The sequence below is a fragment of the Pseudomonas benzenivorans genome (assembly GCF_033547155.1).
Classification (GTDB): domain Bacteria; phylum Pseudomonadota; class Gammaproteobacteria; order Pseudomonadales; family Pseudomonadaceae; genus Aquipseudomonas; species Aquipseudomonas benzenivorans_B.
The window spans coordinates 2,652,002-2,677,096 of sequence record NZ_CP137892.1 but is presented as its reverse complement, the minus strand read 5'-3'; the positions used below and the strand labels follow the sequence as shown (position 1 = coordinate 2,677,096).

At 64.9% G+C, this 25,095-nt stretch carries 25 protein-coding genes, 1 tRNA gene and 1 pseudogene; 16 read left to right on the top strand and 11 right to left on the bottom strand.

Features of this window, described 5'->3' with window-relative positions; all coding sequences use genetic code 11:
- Positions 1-6 precede the first annotated feature (6 nt).
- Positions 7-330, bottom strand: coding sequence for a DUF2834 domain-containing protein (locus SBP02_RS12170; RefSeq protein ID WP_318642042.1), 324 nt, complete (start codon positions 328-330; stop codon positions 7-9).
- Positions 331-725: 395 nt separating this feature from the next.
- Between SBP02_RS12170 and SBP02_RS12165 the strand changes: the two genes are divergently transcribed.
- From SBP02_RS12165 to SBP02_RS12145, 5 genes are all read left to right on the top strand, one after another.
- The gene (locus SBP02_RS12165; protein ID WP_318642041.1) at positions 726-1,067 is read left to right on the top strand and encodes a ribonuclease E inhibitor RraB; all 342 of its coding nucleotides are present in this window, start codon (positions 726-728) and stop codon (positions 1,065-1,067) included.
- 128 nt (positions 1,068-1,195) lie between these two features.
- Entirely contained in the window at positions 1,196-1,903 is a 708-nt protein-coding gene (locus SBP02_RS12160; RefSeq protein WP_318642040.1) for a type 1 glutamine amidotransferase, read from the top strand.
- A 280-nt stretch (positions 1,904-2,183) separates the two neighbouring features.
- Positions 2,184-3,593: a circularly permuted type 2 ATP-grasp protein gene (locus SBP02_RS12155; RefSeq protein WP_318642039.1), complete on the top strand. Its 1,410-nt coding sequence runs from the start codon at positions 2,184-2,186 to the stop codon at positions 3,591-3,593.
- Positions 3,594-3,595: 2 nt separating this feature from the next.
- Positions 3,596-4,546 (top strand): alpha-E domain-containing protein, encoded by a 951-nt coding sequence (locus SBP02_RS12150; RefSeq protein WP_318642038.1) that lies wholly within the window; start codon positions 3,596-3,598, stop codon positions 4,544-4,546.
- The gene (locus SBP02_RS12145; protein ID WP_318642037.1) at positions 4,543-5,340 is read left to right on the top strand and encodes a transglutaminase family protein; all 798 of its coding nucleotides are present in this window, start codon (positions 4,543-4,545) and stop codon (positions 5,338-5,340) included. The genes SBP02_RS12150 and SBP02_RS12145 overlap by 4 nt, the downstream gene beginning before the upstream one ends.
- Positions 5,341-5,414: 74 nt before the next feature.
- Here SBP02_RS12145 and SBP02_RS12140 read toward each other — a convergent pair whose 3' ends face one another.
- Entirely contained in the window at positions 5,415-6,239 is an 825-nt protein-coding gene (locus SBP02_RS12140) for a cytochrome c (protein ID WP_318642036.1), read from the bottom strand.
- A 750-nt stretch (positions 6,240-6,989) separates the two neighbouring features.
- On the opposite strand from SBP02_RS12140, the gene SBP02_RS12135 reads away from it, so the two are divergent.
- The 3 genes from SBP02_RS12135 (at position 6,990) to SBP02_RS12125 (ending at position 11,284) form a co-directional block, all read left to right on the top strand.
- A complete protein-coding gene (locus SBP02_RS12135; protein WP_318642035.1) occupies positions 6,990-8,195 on the top strand; it encodes an acetyl-CoA C-acetyltransferase in 1,206 nt (401 codons plus the stop codon).
- Between the two features lie 17 nt (positions 8,196-8,212).
- Positions 8,213-10,357 (top strand): 3-hydroxyacyl-CoA dehydrogenase NAD-binding domain-containing protein, encoded by a 2,145-nt coding sequence (locus SBP02_RS12130; RefSeq protein WP_318642034.1) that lies wholly within the window; start codon positions 8,213-8,215, stop codon positions 10,355-10,357.
- Between the two features lie 198 nt (positions 10,358-10,555).
- A complete protein-coding gene (locus tag SBP02_RS12125; protein ID WP_318642033.1) occupies positions 10,556-11,284 on the top strand; it encodes an amidotransferase in 729 nt (242 codons plus the stop codon).
- Positions 11,285-11,357: 73 nt separating this feature from the next.
- On the opposite strand, the gene SBP02_RS12120 is transcribed toward SBP02_RS12125, so the two are convergent.
- From SBP02_RS12120 to SBP02_RS12110, 4 genes and pseudogenes are all read right to left on the bottom strand, one after another.
- Entirely contained in the window at positions 11,358-12,080 is a 723-nt protein-coding gene (locus SBP02_RS12120) for a 1-acylglycerol-3-phosphate O-acyltransferase (RefSeq protein ID WP_318642032.1), read from the bottom strand.
- Between the two features lie 186 nt (positions 12,081-12,266).
- The gene (locus SBP02_RS20940; RefSeq protein ID WP_404824393.1) at positions 12,267-13,094 is read right to left on the bottom strand and encodes a methyl-accepting chemotaxis protein; all 828 of its coding nucleotides are present in this window, start codon (positions 13,092-13,094) and stop codon (positions 12,267-12,269) included.
- A 30-nt stretch (positions 13,095-13,124) separates the two neighbouring features.
- Positions 13,125-14,147 (bottom strand): annotated as a pseudogene (locus SBP02_RS20935) (cache domain-containing protein); the annotation flags it as partial.
- Positions 14,148-14,640: 493 nt separating this feature from the next.
- The gene (locus SBP02_RS12110) at positions 14,641-15,330 is read right to left on the bottom strand and encodes a crotonase/enoyl-CoA hydratase family protein (RefSeq protein ID WP_318642030.1); all 690 of its coding nucleotides are present in this window, start codon (positions 15,328-15,330) and stop codon (positions 14,641-14,643) included.
- A 370-nt stretch (positions 15,331-15,700) separates the two neighbouring features.
- Between SBP02_RS12110 and SBP02_RS12105 the strand changes: the two genes are divergently transcribed.
- From SBP02_RS12105 to efp, 3 genes are all read left to right on the top strand, one after another.
- Positions 15,701-15,790, top strand: a tRNA-Ser gene (locus SBP02_RS12105).
- A gap of 131 nt (positions 15,791-15,921) precedes the next feature.
- Entirely contained in the window at positions 15,922-17,049 is a 1,128-nt protein-coding gene (earP, locus tag SBP02_RS12100; protein WP_318642029.1) for an elongation factor P maturation arginine rhamnosyltransferase EarP, read from the top strand.
- Positions 17,050-17,095: 46 nt separating this feature from the next.
- Positions 17,096-17,671 (top strand): elongation factor P, encoded by a 576-nt coding sequence (efp, locus tag SBP02_RS12095; RefSeq protein ID WP_318642028.1) that lies wholly within the window; start codon positions 17,096-17,098, stop codon positions 17,669-17,671.
- Positions 17,672-17,739: 68 nt separating this feature from the next.
- On the opposite strand, the gene SBP02_RS12090 is transcribed toward efp, so the two are convergent.
- Positions 17,740-18,699: a LysR family transcriptional regulator gene (locus tag SBP02_RS12090; RefSeq protein WP_318642027.1), complete on the bottom strand. Its 960-nt coding sequence runs from the start codon at positions 18,697-18,699 to the stop codon at positions 17,740-17,742.
- A 110-nt stretch (positions 18,700-18,809) separates the two neighbouring features.
- Between SBP02_RS12090 and SBP02_RS12085 the strand changes: the two genes are divergently transcribed.
- A complete protein-coding gene (locus tag SBP02_RS12085) occupies positions 18,810-19,559 on the top strand; it encodes a sulfite exporter TauE/SafE family protein (protein WP_318646334.1) in 750 nt (249 codons plus the stop codon).
- Here SBP02_RS12085 and SBP02_RS12080 read toward each other — a convergent pair.
- Complete coding sequence (locus tag SBP02_RS12080) at positions 19,549-20,403, bottom strand: LysR substrate-binding domain-containing protein (protein WP_318642026.1); 855 nt, start codon at positions 20,401-20,403, stop codon at positions 19,549-19,551. The genes SBP02_RS12085 and SBP02_RS12080 overlap by 11 nt on opposite strands.
- A gap of 96 nt (positions 20,404-20,499) precedes the next feature.
- On the opposite strand from SBP02_RS12080, the gene SBP02_RS12075 reads away from it, so the two are divergent.
- From SBP02_RS12075 to queF, 4 genes are all read left to right on the top strand, one after another.
- Positions 20,500-20,733: a DUF1127 domain-containing protein gene (locus SBP02_RS12075; RefSeq protein WP_318642025.1), complete on the top strand. Its 234-nt coding sequence runs from the start codon at positions 20,500-20,502 to the stop codon at positions 20,731-20,733.
- Positions 20,734-20,761: 28 nt separating this feature from the next.
- Positions 20,762-21,640: a PhzF family phenazine biosynthesis protein gene (locus tag SBP02_RS12070; RefSeq protein ID WP_318642024.1), complete on the top strand. Its 879-nt coding sequence runs from the start codon at positions 20,762-20,764 to the stop codon at positions 21,638-21,640.
- 111 nt (positions 21,641-21,751) lie between these two features.
- Positions 21,752-22,450, top strand: coding sequence for an orotidine-5'-phosphate decarboxylase (pyrF, locus tag SBP02_RS12065; protein ID WP_318642023.1), 699 nt, complete (start codon positions 21,752-21,754; stop codon positions 22,448-22,450).
- 96 nt (positions 22,451-22,546) lie between these two features.
- A complete protein-coding gene (queF, locus tag SBP02_RS12060) occupies positions 22,547-23,377 on the top strand; it encodes an NADPH-dependent 7-cyano-7-deazaguanine reductase QueF (protein ID WP_318642022.1) in 831 nt (276 codons plus the stop codon).
- 51 nt (positions 23,378-23,428) lie between these two features.
- Here queF and SBP02_RS12055 read toward each other — a convergent pair whose 3' ends face one another.
- From SBP02_RS12055 to SBP02_RS12045, 3 genes are all read right to left on the bottom strand, one after another.
- Complete coding sequence (locus tag SBP02_RS12055) at positions 23,429-23,695, bottom strand: DUF4404 family protein (RefSeq protein ID WP_318642021.1); 267 nt, start codon at positions 23,693-23,695, stop codon at positions 23,429-23,431.
- A gap of 109 nt (positions 23,696-23,804) precedes the next feature.
- Positions 23,805-24,353: a phosphonate degradation HD-domain oxygenase gene (locus SBP02_RS12050; protein WP_318642020.1), complete on the bottom strand. Its 549-nt coding sequence runs from the start codon at positions 24,351-24,353 to the stop codon at positions 23,805-23,807.
- Complete coding sequence (locus SBP02_RS12045) at positions 24,350-25,066, bottom strand: HAD family phosphatase (protein WP_318642019.1); 717 nt, start codon at positions 25,064-25,066, stop codon at positions 24,350-24,352. The genes SBP02_RS12050 and SBP02_RS12045 overlap by 4 nt, the downstream gene beginning before the upstream one ends.
- Positions 25,067-25,095 lie beyond the last annotated feature (29 nt).

Sequence of the window (25,095 nt, the reverse complement as noted above, 5' to 3'; positions counted from 1 at the left end):
GTCTTGCTAGGCGTTTTGCCCGCTGCCGTCTTTCGAGAGGCCCCTGGTCACGATGTATAGCAGCGGCCCCACGGACACGAACACCGCCGTGATGGCGAAGAAGGGCAGCAGATAGCCGATGGTCTTGCCTCGCGACTGGGCATCCCGGTACATCCAGACGCAGGCGAGCCCGGCAAGGATATAGAGGTCGATGACCACCTGCGCCGTATCCGGGTGGGACATCAGCTGGATGCCGAACTGGATCAGCGACTGTTCCGCGTTGAGCATGACGTAAAGGGTATAGGCGCAGAAGAGGATCAGGGTGGTGAGCGCGGGGACAACTTTCTTCATCTTTCCTTCCTTGGTGGATGCCTGAGGCCAGAACATGCGGCCTAGGATAACCCTCTCGTCACAGAGCGACGAGGCGCCAGTGTCAGGCTGGCGCGCCGGGCAGCGGTCCGAGCGTGTGGACCCGGGGCGCCGTCGATCGCCGGTTGCGGCAGAAGTCATGCGCGAGGGCGGCAAACTTGCCGGTCTCGGACTACCCTACAGTGGACGGCTCCGAGTTTTTCGATCTGAAAGGCTCCACGTCGACCAGCCCTGGCTTCAGGTCTGGCTTATGACACATCAAGCAGCCCTTGCTTGATTCTCGGGCGGCACCGCAACTGGTGTCGCGACACCGCCGCAGTAATGACGGTTGCAATGGGAAAGCGGTTTATCCATCCATCGCCTGAGGAGATCACTTCATGAGCACAGCCTTGCACGATGATGTCAGCAGCGGAGTATTACGGCGGATGAAGGAGGGTGGATTCGACTTCGCCAGCTTTCACCCCATCGAGTTCTACGCCATTTTTCCCGATGAGGAGCGGGCCCGTCAGGCGACCAGAAATTTTCGTGGTGAATCCTTGCACGCCTTGGTGACCGAGCGGGATGACGGCGCCTGGCATCTGCAAGTCAGCAAGGTGATGTATGCGACCCACGCCGGTATCGGCGATTTCGAGCAAGACCTGGCGTCGGTGGTGCTGCCGCTTGGCGGTACCCTGGATGGCTGGGGCGTGACGCAGGAGGTCAAGGCTTCGCGGCCCTAGTCGCCGACGCCCCCGTAACCGCCCCCAGCGACCGTTGGCCGATGGGGGCGTGCAGTACCTCTGCCTAGTGCTTGCCTCTGCTCGACCCAAGCCTGTGCTTTGCTTCAGACTGGGCGGCGGAGGCCGCTATGACCGATATCCTGATTCTGACTCACATCGACTACTGCCCGCCGGGCTATTTGGCCCAGGTGCTGGAGGAGGCCGGGCGCGATTTCAGCGTGCTGCGCGTCGACCGTGGCGAGCTGGACGGCTATGACCTGGACCGACCGCTTGCCGTGGCGATCATGGGCGGGCCGATGAGCGTCAACGACGATCTGCCCTGGCTGGCCACGGAAGTCGCCGCCCTGCAGCATTTCATCCGTCGCGACATTCCCATGATCGGCCATTGTCTGGGTGCCCAGCTGCTGGCCAGGGCCCTGGGCGCCGAGGTGCGGCGCATGCCTTACACCGAAAGCGGTTGGCAGCCGCTGCGGCGAATCGGTGGCGGGGCGGACAGCCCCTGGCTGGCCCACTTGCCGGTCGAGTTTGCGATTTTTCAGTGGCATGGCGACAGTTTCGCCTTGCCGCCCGGCGCCCAGCCTTTGCTGAGCAGCCGCTGGTGTGAGAACCAGGGCTTCGCCTGGGGAGACAAGATTCTCGCCGTGCAGGGACACCCGGAAATGACCGAGGACTTGGTGCGCCTATGGCTTGAGGACTGGGCGCATCTGCTCGACGAGCGCCAGCCCAGCCAGCAGAGCGTGGCGCAGATGCTCGATCAGCTGCCGGCCAGGGTGGCGGCACTCAATCAGGTGGCTCGGGGTTTTTACCGGCATTGGCTGGACCTGGCCTTCCCTTGAACCAAGCCTGAGACGTGCCTGGCGCAACGATCACTGCAGGCCATCATGTTTGTCGGGTATCCGGCGCCGAATGGGGTAGCGCCTATACTGCTAATAAATGATGGGTGATTGCGACCCTCGCTGGAGCGACGTGGGGCGTACTCGACGAAGGCGGCCGCAATGCGCCGCTAGAGGGGGTGCGGGTTGCTTTTTCAGTTGCCTAACAGATTGATCTCATAGGGATTAGCCTGATGGCTCGGGTCGTGTGTGGCCCGAGTGCATCCGGAGACAAGGAGTAGGCATGGCGCGCGCGCACTACGACGAGATGTACCTGGCGAACGGTGAATGCCGCGCACATTACCGCGAGTTCTCTCGCTGGTTGGCCGAGACGCCGAAGGAGTCGCTGGCCCAGCGAAGGCGCGAGGCGGACCTGCTGTTCCACCGTGCGGGCATCACCTTCACCCTCTATGGCGATGACCAGGGCACCGAGCGCCTGATTCCCTTCGACATCATTCCGCGCAGCATCCCGGCCAGCGAGTGGCGCATGGTCGAGCGCGGCTGCATCCAGCGGGTGCAGGCGCTGAACATGTTCCTCACCGACCTCTACCATGACCAGCGCATCCTCAAGGCCGGCGTCATCCCGGCCGAGCAGGTGCTGGCCAATGAGGCTTATCAGCTGGCGATGCAGGGGCTCGACCTGCACCGCAACCTCTACGCCCATATCGCCGGGGTCGACCTGGTGCGCGATGGCGACGGCAGCTACTACGTGCTGGAGGACAACCTGCGCACGCCGAGCGGCGTCAGTTATATGCTCGAGGACCGCAAGATGATGATGCGCCTGTTCCCCGAGCTGTTTGCCGCCCAGCGGGTGGCGCCGATCAACCACTACCCCAATCTGTTGCTCGACACCTTGAAGAGCGCCAGCGCACTGGACAACCCCACCGTGGTGGTGCTGACTCCCGGGCGCTTCAACAGCGCCTACTTCGAGCACGCCTTCCTGGCCCGCGAGATGGGCGTGGAATTGGTCGAAGGCGCCGACCTGCTGGTGCGTGACGACAAGTTGTACATGCGCACCACCGCCGGGGCCAAGCAGGTGGACGTGGTCTACCGGCGGATCGACGATGCCTTCCTCGACCCCCTGGCCTTCAACCCGGACTCCATGCTCGGCGTCCCCGGGCTGTTGTCGACCTACCGTTCGGGCAACGTGGTGCTGGCCAATGCCATAGGCACGGGGGTGGCGGACGACAAGTCGATCTACCCCTATGTGGGCGAGATGATCCGCTTCTATCTGGACGAGGAGGCCATCCTCAAGAACGTGCCGACCTGGCAGTGCCGCAAGCCCGAGGAGCTGTCCCATGTGCTGGCCAACCTGTCGCAACTGGTGGTCAAGGAAGCCCAGGGCTCCGGCGGCTACGGCATGCTGGTCGGGCCGGCGGCGAGCAAGGCGGAAATCGAGAAGTTCCGCGAGCGTCTGATGGCCAAGCCGGAGGCCTATATCGCCCAGCCGACCCTGTCGCTGTCGACCTGCCCCACCTTCGTCGAGAACGGCATCGCGCCGCGGCATATCGACCTACGTCCGTTCGTCCTGTCTGGCCGCGAGACTCGCCTGGTGCCCGGAGGTCTGACCCGTGTGGCGCTGCGCGAAGGCTCGCTGGTGGTCAACTCGTCCCAGGGCGGCGGCACCAAGGACACCTGGATCGTGGAGGATTAACCATGCTCTCGAGAACCGCCTCCGATCTGTACTGGATGTCGCGCTACCTGGAGCGTGCCGAGAACCTGGCTCGCATGCTCGATGTCAGCTATTCGCTGTCGCTGATGCCGCAGGACGGCAGTGGCGATGGTTTGGACGAGCTGGCCATGCCATTGCTGATCACCGGCACCCTGGACGAGTACCTGGAGCGTCACGGGCAGATGCATGCCGAGCGCATGCTGAACTTCTTCGCGCTCGACGCCGATAACCCGGCGAGCATTTACTGCTGCCTGCAGGCCGCACGCACCAATGCCCACGCGGTGCGCGGACGTATCACCGGAGACGTGTGGGAGAACATCAACGCCACCTGGCTGGAGATCCGCGGGATATCCGAGCAGGGGCTGGGGCGCTTCGGCATCAGCCGCTTCTGCGAGTGGGTCAAGGAACGCTCGCATCTGTTCCGCGGCGCCACCTTCGGCACCATCATGCGCGGCGACCCGTATCACTTCGTGTGCCTGGGCATCTTCATCGAGCGGGCCGACAACACCCTGCGTCTGCTCGATGCGCGTTACGAAATGCTCGGCGAGGACATCGACGAGATCGATGGCCGGCCGGCCCGCAGCTATTACCAGTGGACGGCCTTGCTGCGGGCGCTGTCATCGTTCGAGGCGTTCGCCGAGATCTACCGGGGCTCCCCGGGGGCGCGCAAAGTTTCCGAATTGCTGTTGCTGCGGCCCGAGGTGCCGCGCTCGCTGCGTGCCTGCATGGACGAGCTCAACCGGACGCTCGCCAACCTGCCTGGCGAAAATGCTCGCCCGGCTCAGCGCCTGGCCGCGGAACTGGACGCCCGCCTGCGCTATACCGGCATCAAGGAAATACTCGATGAGGGGCTGCATGCCTGGCTCACCGAATTCATCCAGCAGGTTCGCCTGCTGGGCCAAGCCATTCAACGGTCATATCTGGAGGTAGCATGAGACTTTCCATTAGCCATGACACCACCTACCACTATGAAGATCAGGTGCGTGCCAGCATCCAGTACTTGCGCGTGACCCCCCACGACAGCGAGCGCCAGCATGTGCTCGACTGGCAGCTGACGCTGCCCCACCCGGCGCGCGCGCAGCTCGACCCCTACGGCAATATTCTCCACGTGCTGACCCTGGACGAGCCCCATGACACCGTGGTGATCGGGGCTCACGGCCAGGTCGAGATCGACGAGCGGCGCGAGGCAGAGCATGAAGAGCAGTCACCGCTGCCGTTCTTGCGCTTCACCCCCCTAACCGCGGCGGACAGGGCATTGCGCGAGTTCGCCCGGCAACAGTGTCAGCAACGCCGTGACCGGGCCGCGCTGATCGACCTGATGCACGGGTTGAACGCCCACATCAGCTACCTGCCGGGCAGCACCGAGAACGAGACCAGTGCCGCCGAAGCCTTCGCCGGACGCCAGGGCGTCTGCCAGGACCAGGCCCATGCCTTCCTTGCCTGCACACGCAGCCTGGGCATTCCGGCGCGCTTCGTGTCCGGTTACCTGTTCACCGATGGCTCCGAGCAGTTGGCCAGCCACGCCTGGGCCGAGGCCTGGCTGGATGGGGCCTGGTACAGTTTCGACGTGACCAATTGCCTGGCCATTCCCGAGCGGCACCTGAAGCTCGCCGTCGGCCTGGACTACCTGGATGCCTGCCCGGTGCGGGGTGTGCGCCGAGGGGGCTGTGGCGAGCAGATGCGCGCGAAGCTGGCTCTGTTGCCGCTGCTGCGTGTGCAGGCGCAGTAGCGCGGCGGGGTTGGCCACCCAGGCGTGCTCCTGTATGGCGCACGAGTCCGGGCCGCTTTTGTGTCGCCCGCGGGTTAGCTTCGGTCGGGCCGCGTCGGCTCGGGGCTATGCACCTTGCGCCCGGCCATATGCCGCAGGTAGGCGAGCAGCTGGGTCAGTTCCTCATCGTTCAATTGCGCGCGGCTGAAGCCTGGCATCCGCCCCTGGGGCCAGTGCCGCAGGCTCTGCGGGTCGCGGATGTAGCGGGCAAGGAAGTCGCCGGCAAAGTACTCGGTGGGGTTGTGGGGAATGTTCAGGTCCGGACCGAACCTGGAGTCGCCGGCATCATTGAGGCGGTGACAGGCCATGCAGTGCTTCTGGTACTGGGCAAAGCCGGCGGTGACGCGCGGGGCGGCATCACGGGCCGGCAGCAGCTGCGGGTAGCGTTGCGCGAGTGGCGCCACGCTGCGAATGCGGGCGATACGGAACGGCCATTGTTCCGCACCGATGCGGCTGGCCGCCGGGTTCAGCCAGACCAGGTAGAAGGGCCCCGCACTGGCCTTGTTCGGCGCCAGCGGTGGCCAAGGGTGGGCCGGGTCTTCCACCGCCAGCCAGGCCTGGGCGCCGGCCGGGTTGAGCAGCAGCGTGGCCGGCAACTCGACGGCGAAGCCGTCGCGGGCCACCGCTTGCAGGAGGTCGCCTGGCCGCAGGCCCGGCAACAAGGCGACCAGTGGTACGGCGCGGTAGCTCATGCTGCGCTTGTAGCTGATGTCATCGGCAATCGCTATCCAGCGCGCCTGCGGATGGGCGAGCAGTTCGGTGCTGCTCCAGCTACGGCTGGCCACGCCTATGTCCAGGCGCAGCTCGGCGGCCTGCACCCAGGCACTCAATATCATCAGGGCGAGTATCAAAGCGCGCATGTGTGATGTCGCCGTTGCTGCGAATTCGAGGATTACCGGCAGCCGCATCCGATTGTGGGCGCACGCGTGGGAGAGTGCGCTGGCTGGAGTGTCGGGCTGGCCAGCGATTCTAACGCGGCAGGAGGTTGGCCGCGCGGTTGCGCATGCGCGTTCGAAGGGCGCGCGCAGCGCCGGGAGAGGAGATCAGCTGACCAGTCGGGTCAGGTTGGGGATGATCAAGATGACCGTAGTGGCGAAAACGATCAGGCCGGCTTGACGAAACTTGGGTTGTCTGAACATGGCCATCTGCCTTTTGTTATTTTCGGCGTGACGTTTATTGCCCGTTATCGAGGCTTGCGGACTACGGCGTCACACCTGGCGTGGACTGACATACCGCCCCGGCAGCGCCCGGCGACGGTCCCTGGCATCTAGTGTTCATTGCCTTCCTACTTGGGTAACTCTAGGGGGCACATCACGGTTCACTTAGATAACTTGGTTTCAATACGAAGGTTGTTTGGAACTATGAGTTATTGGATGTGCCACAAGTTCCCCAAGCAGGCCCGGAGCCAGACGCCTCTAAGTACGGCGCGCCGTCATTACGCCAGTAGTGAGCCGTTCGTCTGAACGCGCCGGTCAATGGCGCTGAGCGCTTCGGTCATTGAGTCAGCCGGGCCCGGGGGTATGGTGGAGAGGAGCACGGCAGGCGCGCCCGAGAGCGACAGGCGGCGCTGCCCCCTTATCCATTCCCTCCATGGGAGGTTCGAGGACGTCATGACCGAAGCATTCATTTTCGATGCGCTGCGTACGCCCCGCGGCAAGGGCAAGAAGGACGGCGCCTTGTACAGCGTCAAGCCGGTGAGCCTGGTTGCCGGTCTGCTGCAGGCCCTGGAGCACCGCACGGGCCTGGACACCAGTCAGGTCGACGATATCGTGCTCGGCTGCGTCACCCCGGTGGGCGACCAGGGCGCCGACATCGCCAAGACCGCGGCCATGCTGGCGGACTGGGATGTCAGCGTTTCCGGTGTGCAGCTCAACCGCTTCTGTGCCTCGGGCCTGGAGGCGGTCAATCTCGGCGCGATGAAGGTGCGCTCCGGTTTCGAGGACCTGGTGGTGGTCGGTGGCGTGGAGTCCATGTCGCGGGTGCCCATGGGTTCCGACGGCGGTGCCTGGGTGATGGATCCGGAAACCAATATGCACAGCCATTTCACTCCTCAGGGCATCGGCGCCGACCTGATCGCCACCCTGGAGGGTTTCGGCCGCGCCGATGTCGATGCGTTCGCCCTGCGCTCGCAACAGAAGGCCGCGCGCGCCAGTGCCGCTGGTGCGTTCAGTCGCTCGCTGGTCCCGGTCACCGATCAGAACGGTATCGTCCTGCTCGATCACGACGAGTTCATTCGTGGCGACAGCAGCCTCGAGGGGCTCGGCAAGCTCAAACCGAGCTTCGAGGTGATCGGTCAGATGGGCTTCGACAGTACCGCCTTGCAGGTCTACAGCCACCTCGAGCGCATCGACCATGTGCATACCCCCGGCAACAGCTCGGGCATAGTCGACGGTGCCGCGCTGATGCTGATCGGCTCGGAGGCCAAGGGTCGCGAGCTGGGGCTCAAGCCGCGGGCGCGTATCGTTGCCACCGCCGTGACCGGTACCGACCCGACCATCATGCTCACCGGCCCGGCGCCGGCTACCCGCAAGGCCCTGGCCAAGGCCGGGCTGAGCGTGGAGGACATCGACCTGTTCGAGGTCAACGAAGCCTTCGCCTCGGTGGTGCTGAAGTTCATGAAAGACATGGGCGTGGTCGAGGACAGGGTCAACGTCAACGGCGGCTCGATCGCCATGGGGCATCCCCTCGGTGCCACCGGCTGCGCGATCCTCGGCACCCTGCTCGACGAGCTGGAGGCGCGCCAGCTGCGCTACGGCTTGGCCACCCTCTGCGTGGGCGGCGGCATGGGCATCGCAACGATCATCGAGAGAGTCTGAGGCGGAGATTGAGAACAATGACTGACGCCATCCGTTACGAGAAAGGCCCGGACGATATCGTGGTCCTGACCATGGACATGCCCGGGCAGAGCGCCAACACCATGAACGCGCAGTACCGCGCGGCCATGTCTCGGGTCGTCGAGCGCCTGGAGGCCGAGCGGGACGCGCTGGCCGGGGTGATCATCACCTCGGCGAAGAAGACCTTCTTCGCCGGCGGCGACCTGAATGAGTTGATCCAGGTGAGCAAGGCCGACGCCCGCGACTTCTACCAGATGGTCCTGAAGATCAAGGACCAGCTGCGCCGCCTGGAATGCCTCGGCAAGCCCGTGGTGGCGGCGATCAATGGCGCCGCCCTGGGCGGTGGCTGGGAGATCTGTCTGGCCTGCCACCACCGCATAGCGCTGGACAGTTCCGCCGTGCAGCTCGGCCTGCCGGAAGTGACCCTCGGCCTGCTGCCGGGCGGCGGCGGGGTCGTGCGTATGGTACGTCTGCTCGGGCTGGAGAAGGCCCTGCCGTACCTGGCCGAAGGCAAGAAGGTGCGCCCGGATGCCGCCCTCAAGGCCGGCCTGATTCATGACCTGGCCAGCGACAGGGATGACCTGCTGGCCAAGGCCCGTGCCTGGATCGCCGCCAACCCGGCACCCAAGCAGCCCTGGGACCAGGCCGGCTACAGGATGCCCGGCGGCACGCCGTCGAGTCCCGGCGTGGCGCAGATGCTGGCCATCGCCCCCTCGGTGCTGCGCGACAAGACCAGGGGCTGCTTCCCGGCGCCGGAGAAGATCCTCTGCGCCGCGGTCGAGGGTGCCCAGGTCGACTTCGACACCGCACAGCTCATCGAGGCCCGCTACTTCACCGAGCTGACCACCGGACAGGTGGCCAAGAACATGATCGGCACCTTCTGGTTCCAGCTCAACGAGATCAATGCCGGCGGCTCACGCCCGCAAGGCTACGGCCCCTGTCAGACGCAGAGGGTCGGGGTGATCGGCGCCGGCATGATGGGCGCCGGTATCGCCTATGTCTCGGCGGCGGCGGGGATCGAGGTGGTGCTCAAGGACGTCTCCATCGAAGCGGCGGAGAAGGGCAAGGCCCATTCGGCCCGGCTGCTGGACAAGAAGGTCTCACGCGGCCAGATGAGTGCCGAGAGGCGCGATACCTTCCTCGAACGCATCAAGACCAGCGACAAGGACGCCGACTTCGTCGGCTGCGACCTGATCATCGAAGCGGTGTTCGAGGACCGCGACCTCAAGGCCAACGTCAGCGCCGCCGCCGAGCGTGCGGCACTGAGCGACGCGGTGATCGCCTCCAATACCTCGACCCTGCCGATCACCGGCCTGGCCACCGCGGTGCAGAAGCAGGAGCGCTTCATCGGCCTGCACTTCTTCAGCCCGGTGGACAAGATGCCGCTGGTGGAAATCATCAAGGGCGAACGGACCAGCGACGAGACCCTGGCCCGTGCCTTCGACTACGTCCTGCAGATCAAGAAGACCCCGATCGTGGTCAACGACAGCCGTGGTTTCTTCACCTCCCGGGTATTCGGTACCTTCACCAACGAAGGCATCGCCATGCTCGGCGAAGGCGTGTCGGCGGCGCTGATCGAGAACGAGGCCCGCAAGGCGGGCATGCCGGTCGGGCCCTTGGCGATCAGCGATGAAGTGTCGCTGAGCCTGATGCAGCACATTCGCCGGCAGACGGCGCAGGACCTGAGCGCCGAGGGCAAGCCCGTTCCCGAACATCCGGCGTTCGAGGTGCTCGAGCTGATGCTGGGCGAATACAAGCGGCCGGGCAAGGCGGCTGGCGGCGGTTTCTACGATTATCCGGAGGGCGGCAAGAAGCGCCTGTGGCCGGAGCTCAAGGCGCGTTTCGAGCGGGCCGATCGGCAGATTCCCCAGGCGGATGTGCGTGACCGCATCCTGTTCATCCAGGCCCTGGAAACCGTGAGGTGCATGGAGGAGGGCGTGCTGCGCTCGACCGCCGACGCCAACATCGGCTCGGTCTTCGGCATAGGTTTCGCCGCCTGGAGCGGCGGTGCGCTGCAGTTCATCAACCAGTACGGCATTCAGGACTTCGTCGCCCGCGCCCAGTACCTGGCCGAGCAGTACGGCGAGCGTTTCCTGCCACCGGCACTGCTGCTGGAGAAGGCGGCCGGCAACCAGCGCTTCTGAGGAGAAAGCCGACGACCGGCGCTGGGCGGGCCGGTTCGCTCTGACTGCAGCGGTTGCGAGACGGGCGCTCCTGTGCACCAGGGGCATCCATTCGCCTTGTGCTCATGACGGTGTCAGCGGCTCTTGCCTTGCCTGCCAGCCCCAGGCAGGCTTGGGCACAGTAGACACCACCCCCCATGCGTTTTAGGTACCCGCCCCATGCCGCTGCAGATTTGCATTCTGGAAACCGACATTCTTCGCCCCGAACTGATCGATCAGTACCAAGGCTACGGCCGGATGTTCGAGCGGTTGTTCGCGCAACAGCCGATCGCCGCCGAGTTCCAGGTGTACAACGTGATGGAGGGTCACTACCCGCCGGACAGCGAACACTACGATGCCTATCTGGTCACCGGCAGCAAGGCCGATTCCTTCGGCAGCGACCCCTGGATCGAGACCCTCAAGACCTATCTGCTGGATCGCTATGCCAAGGGCGACAAGTTGCTCGGCATCTGCTTCGGCCATCAACTGTTGGCGCTGCTGCTCGGCGGCAAGGCCGAGCGCGCCGAGCAGGGCTGGGGCGTCGGCATTCATCGCTACCGTCTGGCCCATCAGCCGGCCTGGATGGCACCGGTGCTGGAGGAGTTGACCCTGTTGATCAGCCACCAGGACCAGGTCACCAAGCTGCCGGAGAACGCGACCCTGTTGGCATCCAGCGACTTCTGCCCGATCGCCGCTTATTGCATCGACGACCAGGTGCTGTGCTTCCAGGGGCATCCGGAGTTCGTCCACGATTACTCCAAGGAGTTGCTGGAGATTCGTCAGCAGCACATCGGCGAGCAGACCTACCGTAAAGGCCTGGATAGCCTGCAGCACGACCACCAGGGCCATACGGTGGCCGAGTGGATGATGCGCTTCGTCGCCCATGGGCGTTCGGGGCTGGACCTCTGAACCCGACCCGGCGGTAGCCCGGCACTGCGCCGGGTCACCGCTGGCCTCAGGCTGGCGCCAGGGCGAGGCGGCTTTAGGCGAGGGCCAGTTCCGCGTCCAGGGCGTCGATGCAGGCCTGCATCTGGGCGTGACAGTGATCGATCAGCCCGGGCAGGTCGGCCTGAGTCAGGCCCGTTGTGGGAATGGCCGGCAGCGAGCGGATCAGGATCTTGCCAGCGTCCCAACTGTTCAGGCGAATCTGCCTGACGTAGCGACTGACGCAGACCGGGACGATCGGCACTCCGGCGGCAATAGCCATCTGAAAGGCGCCTTTCTTGAACGGCAACAGCGCTTCGCCCGCGTTGCGCGTGCCTTCGGGGAATACCCAGATCGAGGTGTCCTGGTGTCTGAGCACCTCGGTGGTGGTGAGCATCGCCTCTTTGGCTTTTTTCGCGTTGCCGCGGTCGATCAGCACGTTGCCAGCCAGCCAGTAGAGTTGGCCGAACAGGGGAATCCATTTCAGGCTCTTCTTGCCGATGCTCACGGTGCGTGGCGGCACCACGCCGCCGATCACGTAGAGGTCGTAGTTGGACTGATGGTTGGCGACTATCACGCAGGCCTGCCGCTGTGCCCGCATCGACTCGACCTCTGTGCGCAGCTTGAGACGCAGGATGCACAGGGCCGGTAGCGCGTAGAGGCGCGCACAGAGTCGGCTGTTGTCGGGATTGAAGGGGCGACAGATGCCGATCAGCAGGCCGAGTATGCCGGCGAGAACGAAGTGCACGGCCATCACCAGCATGCGCAGAAGAAAAAGCATTGGGGGGTACGCCCATCGGAAGAAAGGCGCGCAGTGTAGGGGCGGGCAGGTTATTGGGCAAATGCCGTTGATCGCCGACGGTTAGCGGCTATTTTCGCGGCATTTCCCCTATTAGTCGCATCGGGCGAGCGGTCCTGTGGCCACTCGCGCGATGCCCGTTGACTGCCGGTCGGCAGGGCGTTCGGTTCAGACCTTGAAGCGTCCCAGCATGCGGTCCTGCTGGCCGACCTGGTCGACCATCACCGCGCACTGGCGCACCTGTTGCTCGGCGCCCCCGGCCACCTCATGGCTGATGTCGCGGATGTTGGTAGTGTTGCGGTTGATCTCCTCGGTGGTCGCACTCTGCTCTTCCGCCGCGGTGGCGATCTGCAGGTTCATGTCGTTGATGCGGGTGATGGCCTCGCGGATGCGGCCCAGCATGGCGTTGGCGGCGCTGGCGTCTTCCGCCGTCTGGCTGGCGGTGTCGCGGCTCTGCTGCATGCGCGCCTCGGCCTGTTTCACCCCGGACTGCAGCTGGTCGATCATCTGGCGGATTTCCTGGGTGGACTGCTGGGTGCGCGAGGCGAGCGAGCGCACCTCGTCTGCCACCACGGCGAAGCCTCGTCCCGACTCGCCGGCGCGCGCCGCCTCGATCGCGGCGTTGAGGGCGAGCAGGTTGGTCTGGTCGGCAATGCTGGTGATTACCGAAAGGATCGACTCGATGTTGTGACTGAGTTTGGCCAGTTCGTTGATCGAGTGGCTGGTATCGTTCATCTCATCGGCCAGGCGCTTGATCGCATCGGTGGATTGCGACACGACGGTGACGCCGTTCTCGGTCTCCTCATTGGCCGCGATGGCTGCCTGGGCCGCGGCCTGGGCATTGCGGGCGACCTCCTCGGCGGTGGAGGCCATTTCCTGCATGGCGGTGGCCAACTGGTCCAGTTCCTGCAACTGCTCTTGCAGGCGGTTGGCCGCCTGGTTGGCCTCGCTGGAGGTGAGCGAGGTGCTTTCGCGGACCTGGCGGGAACTGCCCATCACATCGCCGATCAGGCTCTGCAAATTCTGCATCAGGCCGTTGAACTCCCGCTCGACCGAGGCGATTTCATCGTTGCCCTGGGCCGGTAGGCGTCGTGTCAGGTCGCCTTCGCCACTGTTGATATCGCGCAGCGAGCTTTGCAGTTGGCTCAGCGGTTTGAGCAGTCGGGCCACCAGGGCGCCGAGCAGCACCAGGCTAAGGGCGACGCCGAGCAGGGTGCCGGTGGCCGCGCGCCAGCTGAGGGCGTTGGCCTCGGCCATGACCTTGGACTCATCGAGCACCACGCCGATATACCAGTCCATGCCCTTGAGATTGCTCAGCGGGGTGAAGGACACCAGCAGGTCCTGCCCGTTGCCAGTCATGGCGCTGAGCTCCTGCTTGAGGGCGGGGGTTTGGCCGTCGAACAGGTCGCCGAGCGGCTTGCCGTTCAGCTCGGTGTTCGGGTGCGAGATGATGTTGCCGGCGCGGGTGAGCAGAAAGGCGTAGCCGGCACCGTTGAAGTCCAGGGTATTGATGGTATCGGAGATGGTCTTGAGGCTGATGTCGCCGCCGAAGGCCCCCTTGAACTGCCCGCGGTCGCTGAGCTTGGCGACGGCGGAGATGAGGATTTCGCCAGTGGCGGCATCGGCATAGGGTTCGGTCAGCAGGGCGCTGCTGCCGGACTTGGCCACTGGATACCAGGGGCGTTGCCGCGCATCCCAGCCAGAGGGGTTCCAGCTCGGGTCATTGGTGATGCGCTCACCGTCGCTCTCGAGTCCGCCGAAGATCAGCAGGAACTGCTGCTTGAGGATGGGTTGGTCGAACACGCGTTGAATCTGCGCATCGCCGAACTGGCTATCGATGCTCTGCGCCATCATGTCGATGAGCTGCAACTTGCCGTTCAACCAGTTCTCGATCTGCCGTGCCAGGGCGCCGCTGGCGTCCTTGATGCTGGACGCGGTCTGCTCGTTCAGGCTGGCGCGAACCTGACCGATTTGCACCAATGAAAGTAGGCTGGTGGTGAGAAACAAAACCGTTGCTGCCGCGAGGCCGACTTTATGGGCAATCTTCATAAGCGCTGATTCCTATTCTTATCTTGAGCCGCCGGACTGCTGGCGGCTCGGTATCAGCGCATCGGCAAGTGGCCGATTATCTTGATGACCGATGGTCGTTGGCTCGGCATTTTCTTATGATCGGATCTTCCTGCCGGGGGTGTTGATTGTTGCCGCTCAACCTGAGCGCACGACTCCTGGCCCGCGACGGCATCGGAGGGCTTCTGCGTGCATGCCTCGGGCATACGCAATGGGCCACGGCCGTGGTCATGGCGGTGACCATGATAATAGGGGGGCCGGCAGCGCCAAGTCGGGAAGGCGCGATGGCGAGCATGACGATGATGACCATGAGCATGCCGGCCGCATGCATGACGTCAATGATCTGGACGAGGACGATGGCCTGCGTCGGAGTGTCAGTAACCGAGGGCGAGTGAGGCAAGAGTTCCGGTTGCAGGTGGCGGGCCACACCAGAAGCCCGGCATTGGAGCCGGGCTGCTGATTTCGCGTAGCCCTATTAGAGCAGCTGCTGGCGGTCCAGCTCGATGGCCTGGTCGAGGGTCTCCAGCAGCGCCTTGCGCACCTTCAGCTTGGTGTTGCGGTGCGCCGTCATGTTGATTTTCTTCAGTTGCTGGGCGGCCGCCAGGGCACTGTTCATCAGCTGTTCGGCCGGCACCACCTTGTCGAGGAAGCCGGCGTCGACGGCGTCCTGCGGGTCGAACATCTCGCCATTGATCACCGAGCGGTGGAAGGCCGACTTGCGCAGGCGGTCGCGGGCCAGTTCGATGCCCACGTGGTGCATGGTCATGCCGATCTGCACCTCGTTGAGGCCGATATTGAACGCTCCCTCGACGCCTATGCGGTAGTCGGCCGAGAGCAGGATAAAGGCGCCCTTGGCCACCGCATGACCGGGGCAGGCGACGATGATCGGGAAGGGGTGAGCCAGCATGCGCCGCGCCAGCGTCGACCCGGCGGCGACCAGAGCGATGGCGTTCTGCGGGCCGGAGGTCATCACTTTAAGGTCGTAGCCGCCGGAGAGGATGCCCGGCTGGCCGGTGATGATGACGATGGCCTTGTCCTGCTCGGCCCGATCCAGCGCGGCGTTGAAGGCTGCGATCACGTCCGGGGAAATGGCGTTCACCTTGCCGTTGCTCAGGGTCAGGGTGGCGATACCCTCTTCGAGTTGATAGCTGATCAGGTCGCTCATAGCGGGGTTCCTTGGACTGAAGTGGAGCAGACGTTACTCACCCCCAACCCTCAGGTAAAGCGCCGTGGCTGACTGGTTGGTCAGTCTTGATGGGGGGCGAGTTGCCGGGTGTGCATCGGCTCGAATGAGCTCGAGCAGGCATAGACAGTGTTCGAGAACGCCTTGCCCTGGTTGTAAGAGCGGCCGGTGTGCTGCCCGTGGGGTCGGAGGGCTTTGACGCGTCAAGGCATAGGGCCCGCCTGTCTGCCGCTAGGCGTCGACACCTCTACTGGGTATAAGCACATGAATCTTTTGAAAAAAACTTTTGCCTTTGGCGAGGTGTTCGGCTAGATTAGCGCGCCTCGACAGACGGCAGCGCCTGTCGAGATCCGGTGAAGTGTCCGAGTGGTTGAAGGAGCACGCCTGGAAAGTGTGTATACGGGAAACCGTATCAAGGGTTCGAATCCCTTCTTCACCGCCACTTTCGCAAAGCCCCTGAGAGAGCGATCTTTCAGGGGCTTTTTGCGTTATGCGCCAGTCGAGCCTGGCCGGTAGGGGCTGCCACGCCCCGGTAAGGGGTTAAACTCAGTGCCATCATTCGGAAGCCCGAACGTGAAGTGGGATATTTTCTGTAGAGTCGTCGACAACTACGGCGATATCGGGGTGACCTGGCGGCTGGCGCGGCAGTTGGTGGCCGAGCATGGCCAGCAGGTGCGCCTGTGGGTCGATGAAATGGCCGCGTTCGCGCGTATCTGCCCCGAGGTCGATGCCCAGGCCAGTCGGCAGGAGCAGCAGGGCGTGGAGCTGTGCCGGTGGGGCGAGCCGTGGCAGCCGGTCGAGCCGGCCGACGTGGTCATCGAGGCCTTCGCCTGCGAGCTGCCGGCCGCCTATGTGGCGGCGATGGCGGCGCGGGCCTCCGGGGTACTGTGGCTCAACCTGGAGTATCTGAGCGCCGAGGACTGGGTCGAGGGTTGTCACGGCCTGCCGTCCTTGCAGCCCAAGGGCTTGCAGAAATTCTTCTTCTTTCCGGGCTTCACCCCGGGCAGCGGTGGTTTGTTGCGCGAGCGCGAGCTGCTGACGCAGTGCCGGGCCTTTCAGGCCGATGCGCAGGCGCAAACCGGGTTTCTCGCCGCCCTCGGGGTGCGTCGGCAGCCGGGCGCGCGGCTGATCTCGCTGTTCGCCTACGAGAACCCGGGGCTGGCCGGTTGGCTGGACGCCTTGGCCGCCGACCATGCTCCCACCCAACTGCTGGTGCCCGAGGGGCGCATTTTCGACGACCTGCAGGCCTGGCTCGGAGGTGGGAGGCTGGCGGCCGGGGATGAGCGGCGGCGTGGGCAGTTGCAGATCCGCGTCCTGCCGTTCATGGAGCAGGCGCAATACGACCGACTGCTCTGGTGCTGTGACTTCAATGCGGTGCGCGGTGAGGACTCCTTCCTGCGGGCGCAGTGGGCCGGGCGGCCGCTGCTCTGGCACATCTATCAGCAGGCCGAAGGCGCACATTGGGACAAGCTCGAGGCCTTCCTGGCGCTCTACGCGCAGGGATTGTCGCCCGAGGCGGCGCAGGCACTGATCCGTTTGTGGCGAGGCTGGAATGCCGGTGAGGGGGTGGGTGAAGCTTGGCAGGCGTTGCTGCCGCACTGGCCGGAGCTGCTCGCACATGCGCGGAACTGGAGCCTGGAGCAGGGCGCGCGTACCGATCTGGCCACGGCGCTGGTACAGTTTTACCGAAATTGGCTATGATACGCGGCCTAGAAATTCTGTACTCCCGCATACATCGGATATTCGTATGAAAACCGCACAAGAAATGAAGCCCAACAGCGTGGCCCTGATCGACGGCCAGCCGTGGCTGATCCAGAAGGCCGAATTCACCAAGTCCGGCCGCAACAGCGCCATCGTCAAGATGAAGCTGAAGAACCTGCTGAACGGCTCCAAGACCGAGACCGTTTACAAGGCCGACGACAAGATGGAGCCGGTGATCCTGGAGCGTAAGGAAGTGAACCTTTCTTACATCAGCGGTGAGGATTACGTGTTCATGGACCCGGACTACAACTCCTACGAGCTGCGTGCCGAAGATCTGGAAAGCGTACTGCCGTTCATCGAAGAAGGCATGACCGACGTCTGCGAAGCCGTGTTCTTCGAAGGCAAGGTGATTTCCGTCGACCTGCCGACCACCATCGTGCGCCAGGTCGTCTACACCGAGAACGCAGCCCGTGGCGACACGTCCGGCAAGGTGATGAAGCCGGCCAAGCTGCGCAACGGCACCGAGATCAAGGTCGCCGAGTTCGTCGAAATCGACGACTGGATCGAGATCGATACCCGTGACGGCTCCTACAAGGGCCGTACCCAGGCGCCGCAAGCCTGAGTCCAGGGCTGAAGCCTCGAGAAAAACCCGACCTTGGCGTCGGGTTTTTTTTGCCTGGTATTTTCGATTTACCGCTGTTGCGGCAGGTAGGCCTGCAGCGCCTGGTCCCAGGGCGGCGGGAAGCCGAAGCGCTGCTTGAGGAAGTTGAGCAGCAGCTGGGCGCGCGAGCTCGCCTCACGTTCCAGGCGCAGGGCATAGATGCTGCTCGGTTCGGCGGGCGGCAGGCCGTTTTCGCAGAACAGTGCGACCAGCTCGCCGCGCAGCAGGTGCTCGCTGACCAGCCAGGTCGGCAGGTGGGCGATGCCGAGGCCGGCGAGGGCCCCATACAGCAGGGTTTCCGCATTGTTGGCGGTCAGGCGCCGACGTGCCGGACGGTAGAGCTGCAGCCTGCCGTCTTGCTCGAAGCGCCAGGCGTAGGGCGGCATCAGGCCTTCCCAGTCCAGGCCGTCGTGCTCCGGCAGTTCGCCGGGGGCGCGAGGTATGCCGCGCCGTGCCAGGTAGTCCGGGCTGGCGCAGGCCACGCGAATCAAGGGCGAAAGCGGCGTCGCGACCAGGCGGGTATCGGCCAGCGGGCCGATGCGCAGGACCAGGTCGACCTCGCCGAGGTGCGCGCCTTGCAGGTCCACGAAGCTGTCGATCAGGCGCAATTGCACGTCCAGTCCCGGGTAGGCGGCGAGGAACTCGGCCAGCACCGGCGCCAAGTGGCGGCGACCGAAGGGGGCCGGGGCGTCTATGCGGACCAGGCCCTCAGGTGCGCTGCTCAAGGAGACGGCCTCGGCTCGAGCCAGGTGCAGTTCGTTGAGGATGCGCCTGGCCCGCTCGGCGAAGGCCAGGCCGGATGCCGTGGCGCGCACCGCATGGGTGCTGCGGCTGAACAGCCTGCTGCCCAGCGAGCGCTCCAGAGTGTCGATGCGTCGGGCAACGGCGGAGGGGGTGAGGGGATGGCGACGGGCGGCGGCGGAGAAGCTGCCGGTTTCCAGTACGTCGAGAAACAGGCCCAGCTGGTCGGTGAGGTTGTCGGGATTCATGCAGCCTCGCTTGTGCGGAATACGCATAGCCATTGTGCTCGGCTACGCGTTTCCAGGCCAGCGGACGGTGGCTAGCATGGCCCGTATCCAGATGGAGCCCGCCCGTGAACCTGATCGACTTCGCCCTCAATCTCATCCTCGGCATGCTGCTCGGTGCGCTGGGCGGGCTGTTCGGCATCGGTGGGGGGTTGATCGCGATTCCGGTCCTGGGCGTGCTGTTCGGCCTGGATCAGCAGCTGGCCCAGGGCACCGCCTTGGTCATGGTGGTGCCGAACGTGCTGCTGGCCCTGTGGCGTTACCACCAGCGCAATCGCATCGATCGACGTCACGCCCTGACCCTGGCCGCCAGCGCTCTGCTCTGGGCCTGGCTCGGCTCGGCCTGGGCCGTGACCCTGGATGCCCAGCGCATGCGCCTGGCCTTCGTCGGTTTCCTGCTGGCGCTGGCCCTGTATAACTTTTCGCGGGTCTACTGGCGCACGGTCGCGGGCAGCGCCGGGCTGCGTTATCCCTGGCCCTGGCTGGCGCTGCTCGGCAGTGGTGCGGGGCTGCTCGGTGGTCTGTTCGGGGTGGGTGGGGCGGTGCTGGCCACGCCGGTGCTGAGCGCGGTGTTCGGCACGACTCAGGTGGTGGCTCAGGGGCTGTCGCTGGCCCTGGCGGCGCCGAGCACCGGGGTGACGCTGATCACCTATGCCCTGCATGGCCGTGTCGACTGGGCGTTGGCCTTGCCGCTGGCGAGCGGCGGTCTGCTCAGTATCAGTTGGGGCGTGCGGGTGGCCCATGCGCTGCCCGAGCGGCTGTTGCGCGCACTGTTTGCCGGTTTCCTGCTGCTCTGCGCACTGCTGCTCGGGATCAAAGTTTGAAGCCCTCGATGATGTGCTCGGCCAGGGTTTCGGTCACCGGCGACTGGGTGTGGCTGTTGCGTAGCAGCACGATGCTCGCCGACGGCATGGCCGGCAGACCCTCGGCCTCGCCGATGATGCGCTGATCCGATGGAATCAGGCTTTGCAGTTGGGCGGTGATTGCCAGGCCGGCGCTGACCACCGCCATGATCGCCGACAGGCTCGGGCTGGTGTAGGCGATGCGGTACTCGCGCTCCATGGCATCCAGGGCGTTGCAGGCCCAGGAGCGGCAGAAACACTGGGCATTGAACATCGCCAGGGGCAGCGGCTCCTGCTCGTGGGCGCTGAAGCCCTGGGCTTCGGCCCAGACGATGCGTTCCTGGCGCAGCAGTTGGCCGATCTCGGTGCCCGGCTCGCGGGTGACGATGGTCAGGTCGAGATCCTGGCGCTGCAGCAGGCTGAACGAGGGCTCGCAATGCAGTTCCACCTGTACCAGGGGATAGGCCTGGGCGAAACGCGAGAGGATGCCCGGCATGAAGCGCATCACGTAATCGTCCGGCGTGCCAATGCGCACGGCACCGACCATGTGCGGCTCGCGCAGGGTGGTCATCACCTCGCCATGCAGCTTGAGGATGCGCCGGGCATAACCGAGCAGTACCTGACCCTCGGCGGTCAGGCTGACCTGGCGGCCGTCGCGCTGGAACAGCGGGCGCTCTAGTACGTCCTCTTCCAGGCGCTTCATCTGCATGCTCACCGCCGACTGGGTGCGATTGACCACTTCCGCGGCGCGGGTGAAACCGCCGTGGTCGGCGATGGCGACGAAGGTGCGCAGCAGCTCGCTGTCGATACTCGGGTAGTTGGCCATTGATCAATCTCGAAGATGTATTGCATAAGAAACATTCGTTGGATTGATCTTAGTCGTGGCGTGAGACTGTCGCCAACCCCACAGGAGGGCGATGAGATGAAAGGTCAAAGAGGTTACGCAATCGTACAGCTGCTGCCCGGGAGTGGTCTGAGCCTGGGCACCTTGGTCAGGGCTGCCTGGCATCGACTCGAGCGCTGGCAGCAGTTGGCCCGGCAGCGTCGGCAGTTGGCTACCCTTAATGATGAGGCGCTCAAGGATCTGGGCCTCAGCCGGGCGGACGTCCTGCAGGAGAGCGAGCGACCTTTCTGGGACGATCCCCTGGTGAAATAGCCACGTCACTGCGCACAGAGGCGCCGATATGCAGGTCAAGGTGCGGATCGTCAACGCCTTCGTCGATGACGGTCAGGGCGGTAATCCCGCCGGCGTGGTGCTACAGGCCGATGGCCTGAGCGCCGCGCAGAAGCAGGCCATTGCCGTTCAGGTCGGCCTGTCGGAGACCGCCTTCGTGTCCCGTGCGCAGAGTGCGGCGTTCAGGCTGGAGTTCTTCACGCCGACCAAGCAGATCGCCCACTGTGGTCACGCCACCGTGGCCACCTTCGCCCTGCTGCGTCAGCAAGGACAGGTGGGCGAGGGCTGGACCAGCAAGGAGACTCTCGACGGCAACCGCGACATCCTGATCCGGGGCGACATGGTCTTCATGGAGCAGCATCGGCCCGAGTCATTAGCGCTTACGGACGAACCGCGCTTGCTCGAGGCGCTGATGGCGGCGATGGGCATCGATCCGGGTCAGTTGCTGCCCGGCCTGTGGCCTGCGCGGGTAAGCACCGGCGGCGCCTTCGTCCTGCTGCCGCTGGCCGACGAGGCCCGGGTCGCCGCGCTATGCCCGGACCAAGAGGCCCTGGTGCGCCTCAGTCAGCGCCTCGAGCTGATCGGTTTCTATGCGTTCTCCCCGGACACCCGCCGGCCTGGACGAGCAGCCGGGGCGCGGATGTTCGCGCCTTATTACGGCATCGCCGAGGAGTCGGCCACCGGCATGGCGGCCGGCCCCCTGGCGTGCTTTCTGCACGAGCGAATGGGCGTAGCGGGTCCCCGGTTATTGATCGAGCAGGGCTACCTGATGCACCCGCCATCGCCCAGCCTGATCACCGTCGATCTGAAACTCGCTGGGGGGCGTATAGAGCGACTGCTGGCCGGCGGGCTGGCGCGGGTGCAGCACGAGGTGGTCCTGGAGCTGTGAGCCTGCGCGGGCGTGAAACGGCCCGCGTTCGGGCATGCCGCGTCAGGGCGGCACGGGGGCGGTGCTTCCGTTACAATGCGCGGCGAATTCAGCCTGCCAGAGAGCCCGTCCATGTCCGCTTGCCAGACTCCGATCATCGTCGCCTTGGATTTCCCGACCCGTGATGCCGCTCTGGCGTTGGCCGATCGCCTCGATCCTGCCCAGTGCCGGGTCAAGGTCGGCAAGGAGCTGTTCACCCGTTGCGGCCCGGAGATCGTCAAGACCTTGGGTGACAAGGGTTTCGAGGTGTTTCTCGACCTGAAATTCCACGACATCCCCAACACCACGGCGATGGCGGTCAAGGCCGCCGCCGAGCTCGGTGTGTGGATGGTCAATGTGCACTGCTCGGGAGGCCTGCGCATGATGGCGGCCTGTCGCGAGACCCTGGACAAACTTGGCGGTCCGGTGCCGCTACTGATTGGCGTTACGGTGCTTACCAGCATGGAGCGTGAGGACCTGGCCGGTATCGGCCTGGATCTGGAGCCGCAGCAGCAGGTGTTGCGCCTGGCCGGACTGGCCGATCAGGCCGGGCTGGACGGCCTGGTCTGCTCCGCTCAGGAAGCGCAGGTGTTGAAGTCCAGCTATCCGTCGCTGCAGCTGGTGACGCCGGGCATTCGCCCGGCCGGCAGCGCCCAGGACGACCAGCGGCGCATCCTCACCCCGCAGCAGGCGTTGCAGGTCGGTTCCGATTACCTGGTGATCGGTCGACCGATCAGCCAAGCTGCCGATCCGGCCCAGGCCCTGGCGGCGCTGGTGGCCGAACTGGCCTGAGGTGACTCGCGAGCAGCGTGCCGGCGCCGAGTGGGCTGCTGATTCTGTCGGGTTCTTTGTATACAATTTTTTGCTTCGCTTAGCCAGGTTCTAGCCATGCATCCCGCCGTCGAACATTCGCCCCTGGGCAAGTCCAGCGAATACATCGCCATCTATTCGCCGTCCTTGCTGTTTCCCATCCCGCGCGCGCCGAAATGGGCCGAGCTGGGACTGACGGCCGAGACCCTGCCCTATCAGGGGGTGGATCTGTGGAACTGCTTTGAACTGTCCTGGCTGTTGCCGTCGGGCAAGCCGGTGGTGGCCATCGGCGAGTTCGCCATTGCGGCGGATTCGCCGAACATCATCGAGTCGAAGTCGTTCAAGCTCTACCTCAACTCGCTCAACCAGACGGTCTTTGCCGATACCGACGAACTGGTCGCCGTGCTGCAGGCCGACTTGTCAGCAGCGGCCGGAAAGCCGGTCGCTGTGCGTGTGCGCAGTCTGGGCGAGGTTGCCGCCGAGGGTGTGGCGACGTTGCCGGGGGCGTGCATCGATGAGTTGGATGTGGCCATCAGCAACTACGCGCAACCGCAGCCACAGCTGCTGCGTTGCGAGCCGGGGCGGATCGTCGAGGAGAGCCTGCATAGCCACCTGCTCAAGTCGAACTGCCCGGTCACCGGCCAGCCGGACTGGGGCAGCTTGGTGGTGCAGTACCGCGGCGCGGCGCTAGATCATGCAAGTCTGCTGGCCTATCTGGTGAGCTTCCGCCAGCATGCCGACTTCCATGAGCAATGCGTGGAGCGGATTTTCCTCGACCTGCTGCGCCTGCTCGAGCCCGAACAGCTGACGGTGTATGCGCGCTATGTGCGTCGTGGCGGGTTGGATATCAATCCCTACCGCAGTACTGCGGCGATTCGGCCGGATAATCGCCGCCTGGTCCGTCAGTAACGAAGAACCCCAGCCAAGGCTGGGGTTCTTCGTGTTGGGCGGCGGGCGAGTTCAGATCCCCATATTGGCCAGGCTCTGCAGGATATTACGCAGGGTGCCGGCCAGCGTCGGGTGGCTGACCTCGAAGCGCTCCACGGCCAGGTTGACCCCGTCGATCAGCGTGGCATCCGGTGCCGCCGCGGCCTGACGGGCCAGCTGCAGTTCGATTTCCTGGGTCAGCAGATAGAGTGAGGCCCGTTCCTCTTCATTGAGCGGCGGGTCCTCTTCCAGCTGCTTGCGCAGTGCTTCCAGTTGCTGCTGCAGACGATTTGCAGGCATAGGGCTCTCCCTTTTCAGACAAGTCAAAAGCATTGACTCTGCGCGGAGGCAAAAGGTCTGTGCTCGTCTTCAAGGGTAATCCAAGCGACGCGGCTTTGCCTGCTCTGGATCAAGCCCGGAGCAGACGTTCGAGCCGCGGATGGAAATGTTCCAGCGGTGGCGTCTGCATGGCCGGGTCCTTGCCCAGGTCGTCCAGGCGACGCAGCACCAGGGCCTGCTGGGCGAAGGGCGCACGCAGGAAGGCGGTGACCTCGCGCGGGGCAAATGGGCCTCCCTGCAGTGCCAGGCTGTGTCGTGAGGCCGGTGAGAGTGCGGCGTGGTAGGCCGGGTCGGTGGCGCAGAGGTAGCGCTTGGCCGCCACGTGCAGGCGGATCGGCTGCCAGACTGCTTCGGGCAACAGCGGACGCAGCAGCTCTGCGGCGCGTTGCTCATGCCGCGAGTCATGATTCTCGGCCGTCTCCGGCACCTCATGCAGGTGGCCGATGTCGTGCAGCAGGGCGGCGATCACCAAGTTGTCGTCGCAACCGCTGCGCTCGGCCAGGGTCGCGCACTGCAACGCATGCTGGCACTGGCTGATGGCTTCGCCGTAAGGGTGATGGCCACGCCGGGCGAAGAGCTCGCCGAGCTGGGCGGTGAACTGCGCGCTGTCGAAGGTCATGGCTTCTCTCCTTTGTGCCTGCGCGCACTGAGGTCCGTCAGGCACGGACCCAACTCGGTCAGTTGGTCGATCACCGAATGCACGCCGAGGCGATACAGGCTCAGGGTCGCCTGGGTGCGCAGCTCGTCTCGTTCGGCTGGGGCGAGCGCGTGCCAGTCCGCGGGACCTTTCCCGCAGAGCGGGCCGCAGGCGGCCAGACCGATGGTCCACAGGCCGGCGTTAAGGCCGGCCTGCAACAGGCGCGGCTCGCCGCTGATCAGCACGCAACCCTCCAGTTGCTCTATCTGCAGGCTCATCAGGGCATGCCAGCAGGCGTCCGGCGCTGGCCAGGGGCGGCCGACATCGTTCGTCGAGGTGCCCGCCAACCAGTCGGGCAAGGAGGCTGCCAGGCGGGCGCTGGCGTCAGGTGGCAATTCGTCGAGCCAGGCACAAGGCAGGTTCTGCTGACGCAACGCCTCGAGCAATGCGGTCGCTCCCGGTGTGGGTTCGGCAAGCGCGTCGGCCACCCCGGCAAGGGCCTGCTCATAAGCGATGTGCTCATGGGGCTGTGGCGTGCGGTCGAGCAGTTGTTCCAGGCTGGCATGGCCGCCGGTGTGATCCGGGCGCAGGCGCTGCAGGCCCAGGGGCAGGGTGCGCGCGCCGAAGTCGACCAGGCAGCCGGACAGGCCGAACAGCAAAGCGGAGAAGGCGGGCGGGGCGGTGGATGTGGGCATGGCTGTCATCCCTGGTAATGGTCTAGTCC

What these genes read in the sequence shown, in the direction of transcription:
- SBP02_RS12125 (WP_318642033.1), top strand. Translation starts at nt 10,556, where the DNA reads ATGCCGCTGCAGATTTGCATTCTGGAAACCGACATTCTTCGCCCCGAA.
- SBP02_RS12055 (WP_318642021.1), bottom strand. Translation starts at nt 23,695, where the DNA reads ATGCCTGCAAATCGTCTGCAGCAGCAACTGGAAGCACTGCGCAAGCAG.
- SBP02_RS12150 (WP_318642038.1), top strand. Translation starts at nt 3,596, where the DNA reads ATGCTCTCGAGAACCGCCTCCGATCTGTACTGGATGTCGCGCTACCTG.
- queF (WP_318642022.1), top strand. Translation starts at nt 22,547, where the DNA reads ATGCATCCCGCCGTCGAACATTCGCCCCTGGGCAAGTCCAGCGAATAC.
- SBP02_RS12170 (WP_318642042.1), bottom strand. Translation starts at nt 330, where the DNA reads ATGAAGAAAGTTGTCCCCGCGCTCACCACCCTGATCCTCTTCTGCGCC.
- SBP02_RS12140 (WP_318642036.1), bottom strand. Translation starts at nt 6,239, where the DNA reads ATGCGCGCTTTGATACTCGCCCTGATGATATTGAGTGCCTGGGTGCAG.
- SBP02_RS12160 (WP_318642040.1), top strand. Translation starts at nt 1,196, where the DNA reads ATGACCGATATCCTGATTCTGACTCACATCGACTACTGCCCGCCGGGC.
- pyrF (WP_318642023.1), top strand. Translation starts at nt 21,752, where the DNA reads ATGTCCGCTTGCCAGACTCCGATCATCGTCGCCTTGGATTTCCCGACC.
- SBP02_RS20940 (WP_404824393.1), bottom strand. Translation starts at nt 13,094, where the DNA reads ATGGGCAGTTCCCGCCAGGTCCGCGAAAGCACCTCGCTCACCTCCAGC.
- SBP02_RS12145 (WP_318642037.1), top strand. Translation starts at nt 4,543, where the DNA reads ATGAGACTTTCCATTAGCCATGACACCACCTACCACTATGAAGATCAG.
- SBP02_RS12090 (WP_318642027.1), bottom strand. Translation starts at nt 18,699, where the DNA reads ATGAATCCCGACAACCTCACCGACCAGCTGGGCCTGTTTCTCGACGTA.
- SBP02_RS12130 (WP_318642034.1), top strand. Translation starts at nt 8,213, where the DNA reads ATGACTGACGCCATCCGTTACGAGAAAGGCCCGGACGATATCGTGGTC.
- efp (WP_318642028.1), top strand. Translation starts at nt 17,096, where the DNA reads ATGAAAACCGCACAAGAAATGAAGCCCAACAGCGTGGCCCTGATCGAC.
- SBP02_RS12070 (WP_318642024.1), top strand. Translation starts at nt 20,762, where the DNA reads ATGCAGGTCAAGGTGCGGATCGTCAACGCCTTCGTCGATGACGGTCAG.
- SBP02_RS12135 (WP_318642035.1), top strand. Translation starts at nt 6,990, where the DNA reads ATGACCGAAGCATTCATTTTCGATGCGCTGCGTACGCCCCGCGGCAAG.
- SBP02_RS12120 (WP_318642032.1), bottom strand. Translation starts at nt 12,080, where the DNA reads ATGCTTTTTCTTCTGCGCATGCTGGTGATGGCCGTGCACTTCGTTCTC.
- SBP02_RS12155 (WP_318642039.1), top strand. Translation starts at nt 2,184, where the DNA reads ATGGCGCGCGCGCACTACGACGAGATGTACCTGGCGAACGGTGAATGC.
- SBP02_RS12050 (WP_318642020.1), bottom strand. Translation starts at nt 24,353, where the DNA reads ATGACCTTCGACAGCGCGCAGTTCACCGCCCAGCTCGGCGAGCTCTTC.
- SBP02_RS12045 (WP_318642019.1), bottom strand. Translation starts at nt 25,066, where the DNA reads ATGCCCACATCCACCGCCCCGCCCGCCTTCTCCGCTTTGCTGTTCGGC.
- SBP02_RS12075 (WP_318642025.1), top strand. Translation starts at nt 20,500, where the DNA reads ATGAAAGGTCAAAGAGGTTACGCAATCGTACAGCTGCTGCCCGGGAGT.
- SBP02_RS12080 (WP_318642026.1), bottom strand. Translation starts at nt 20,403, where the DNA reads ATGGCCAACTACCCGAGTATCGACAGCGAGCTGCTGCGCACCTTCGTC.
- SBP02_RS12110 (WP_318642030.1), bottom strand. Translation starts at nt 15,330, where the DNA reads ATGAGCGACCTGATCAGCTATCAACTCGAAGAGGGTATCGCCACCCTG.
- SBP02_RS12165 (WP_318642041.1), top strand. Translation starts at nt 726, where the DNA reads ATGAGCACAGCCTTGCACGATGATGTCAGCAGCGGAGTATTACGGCGG.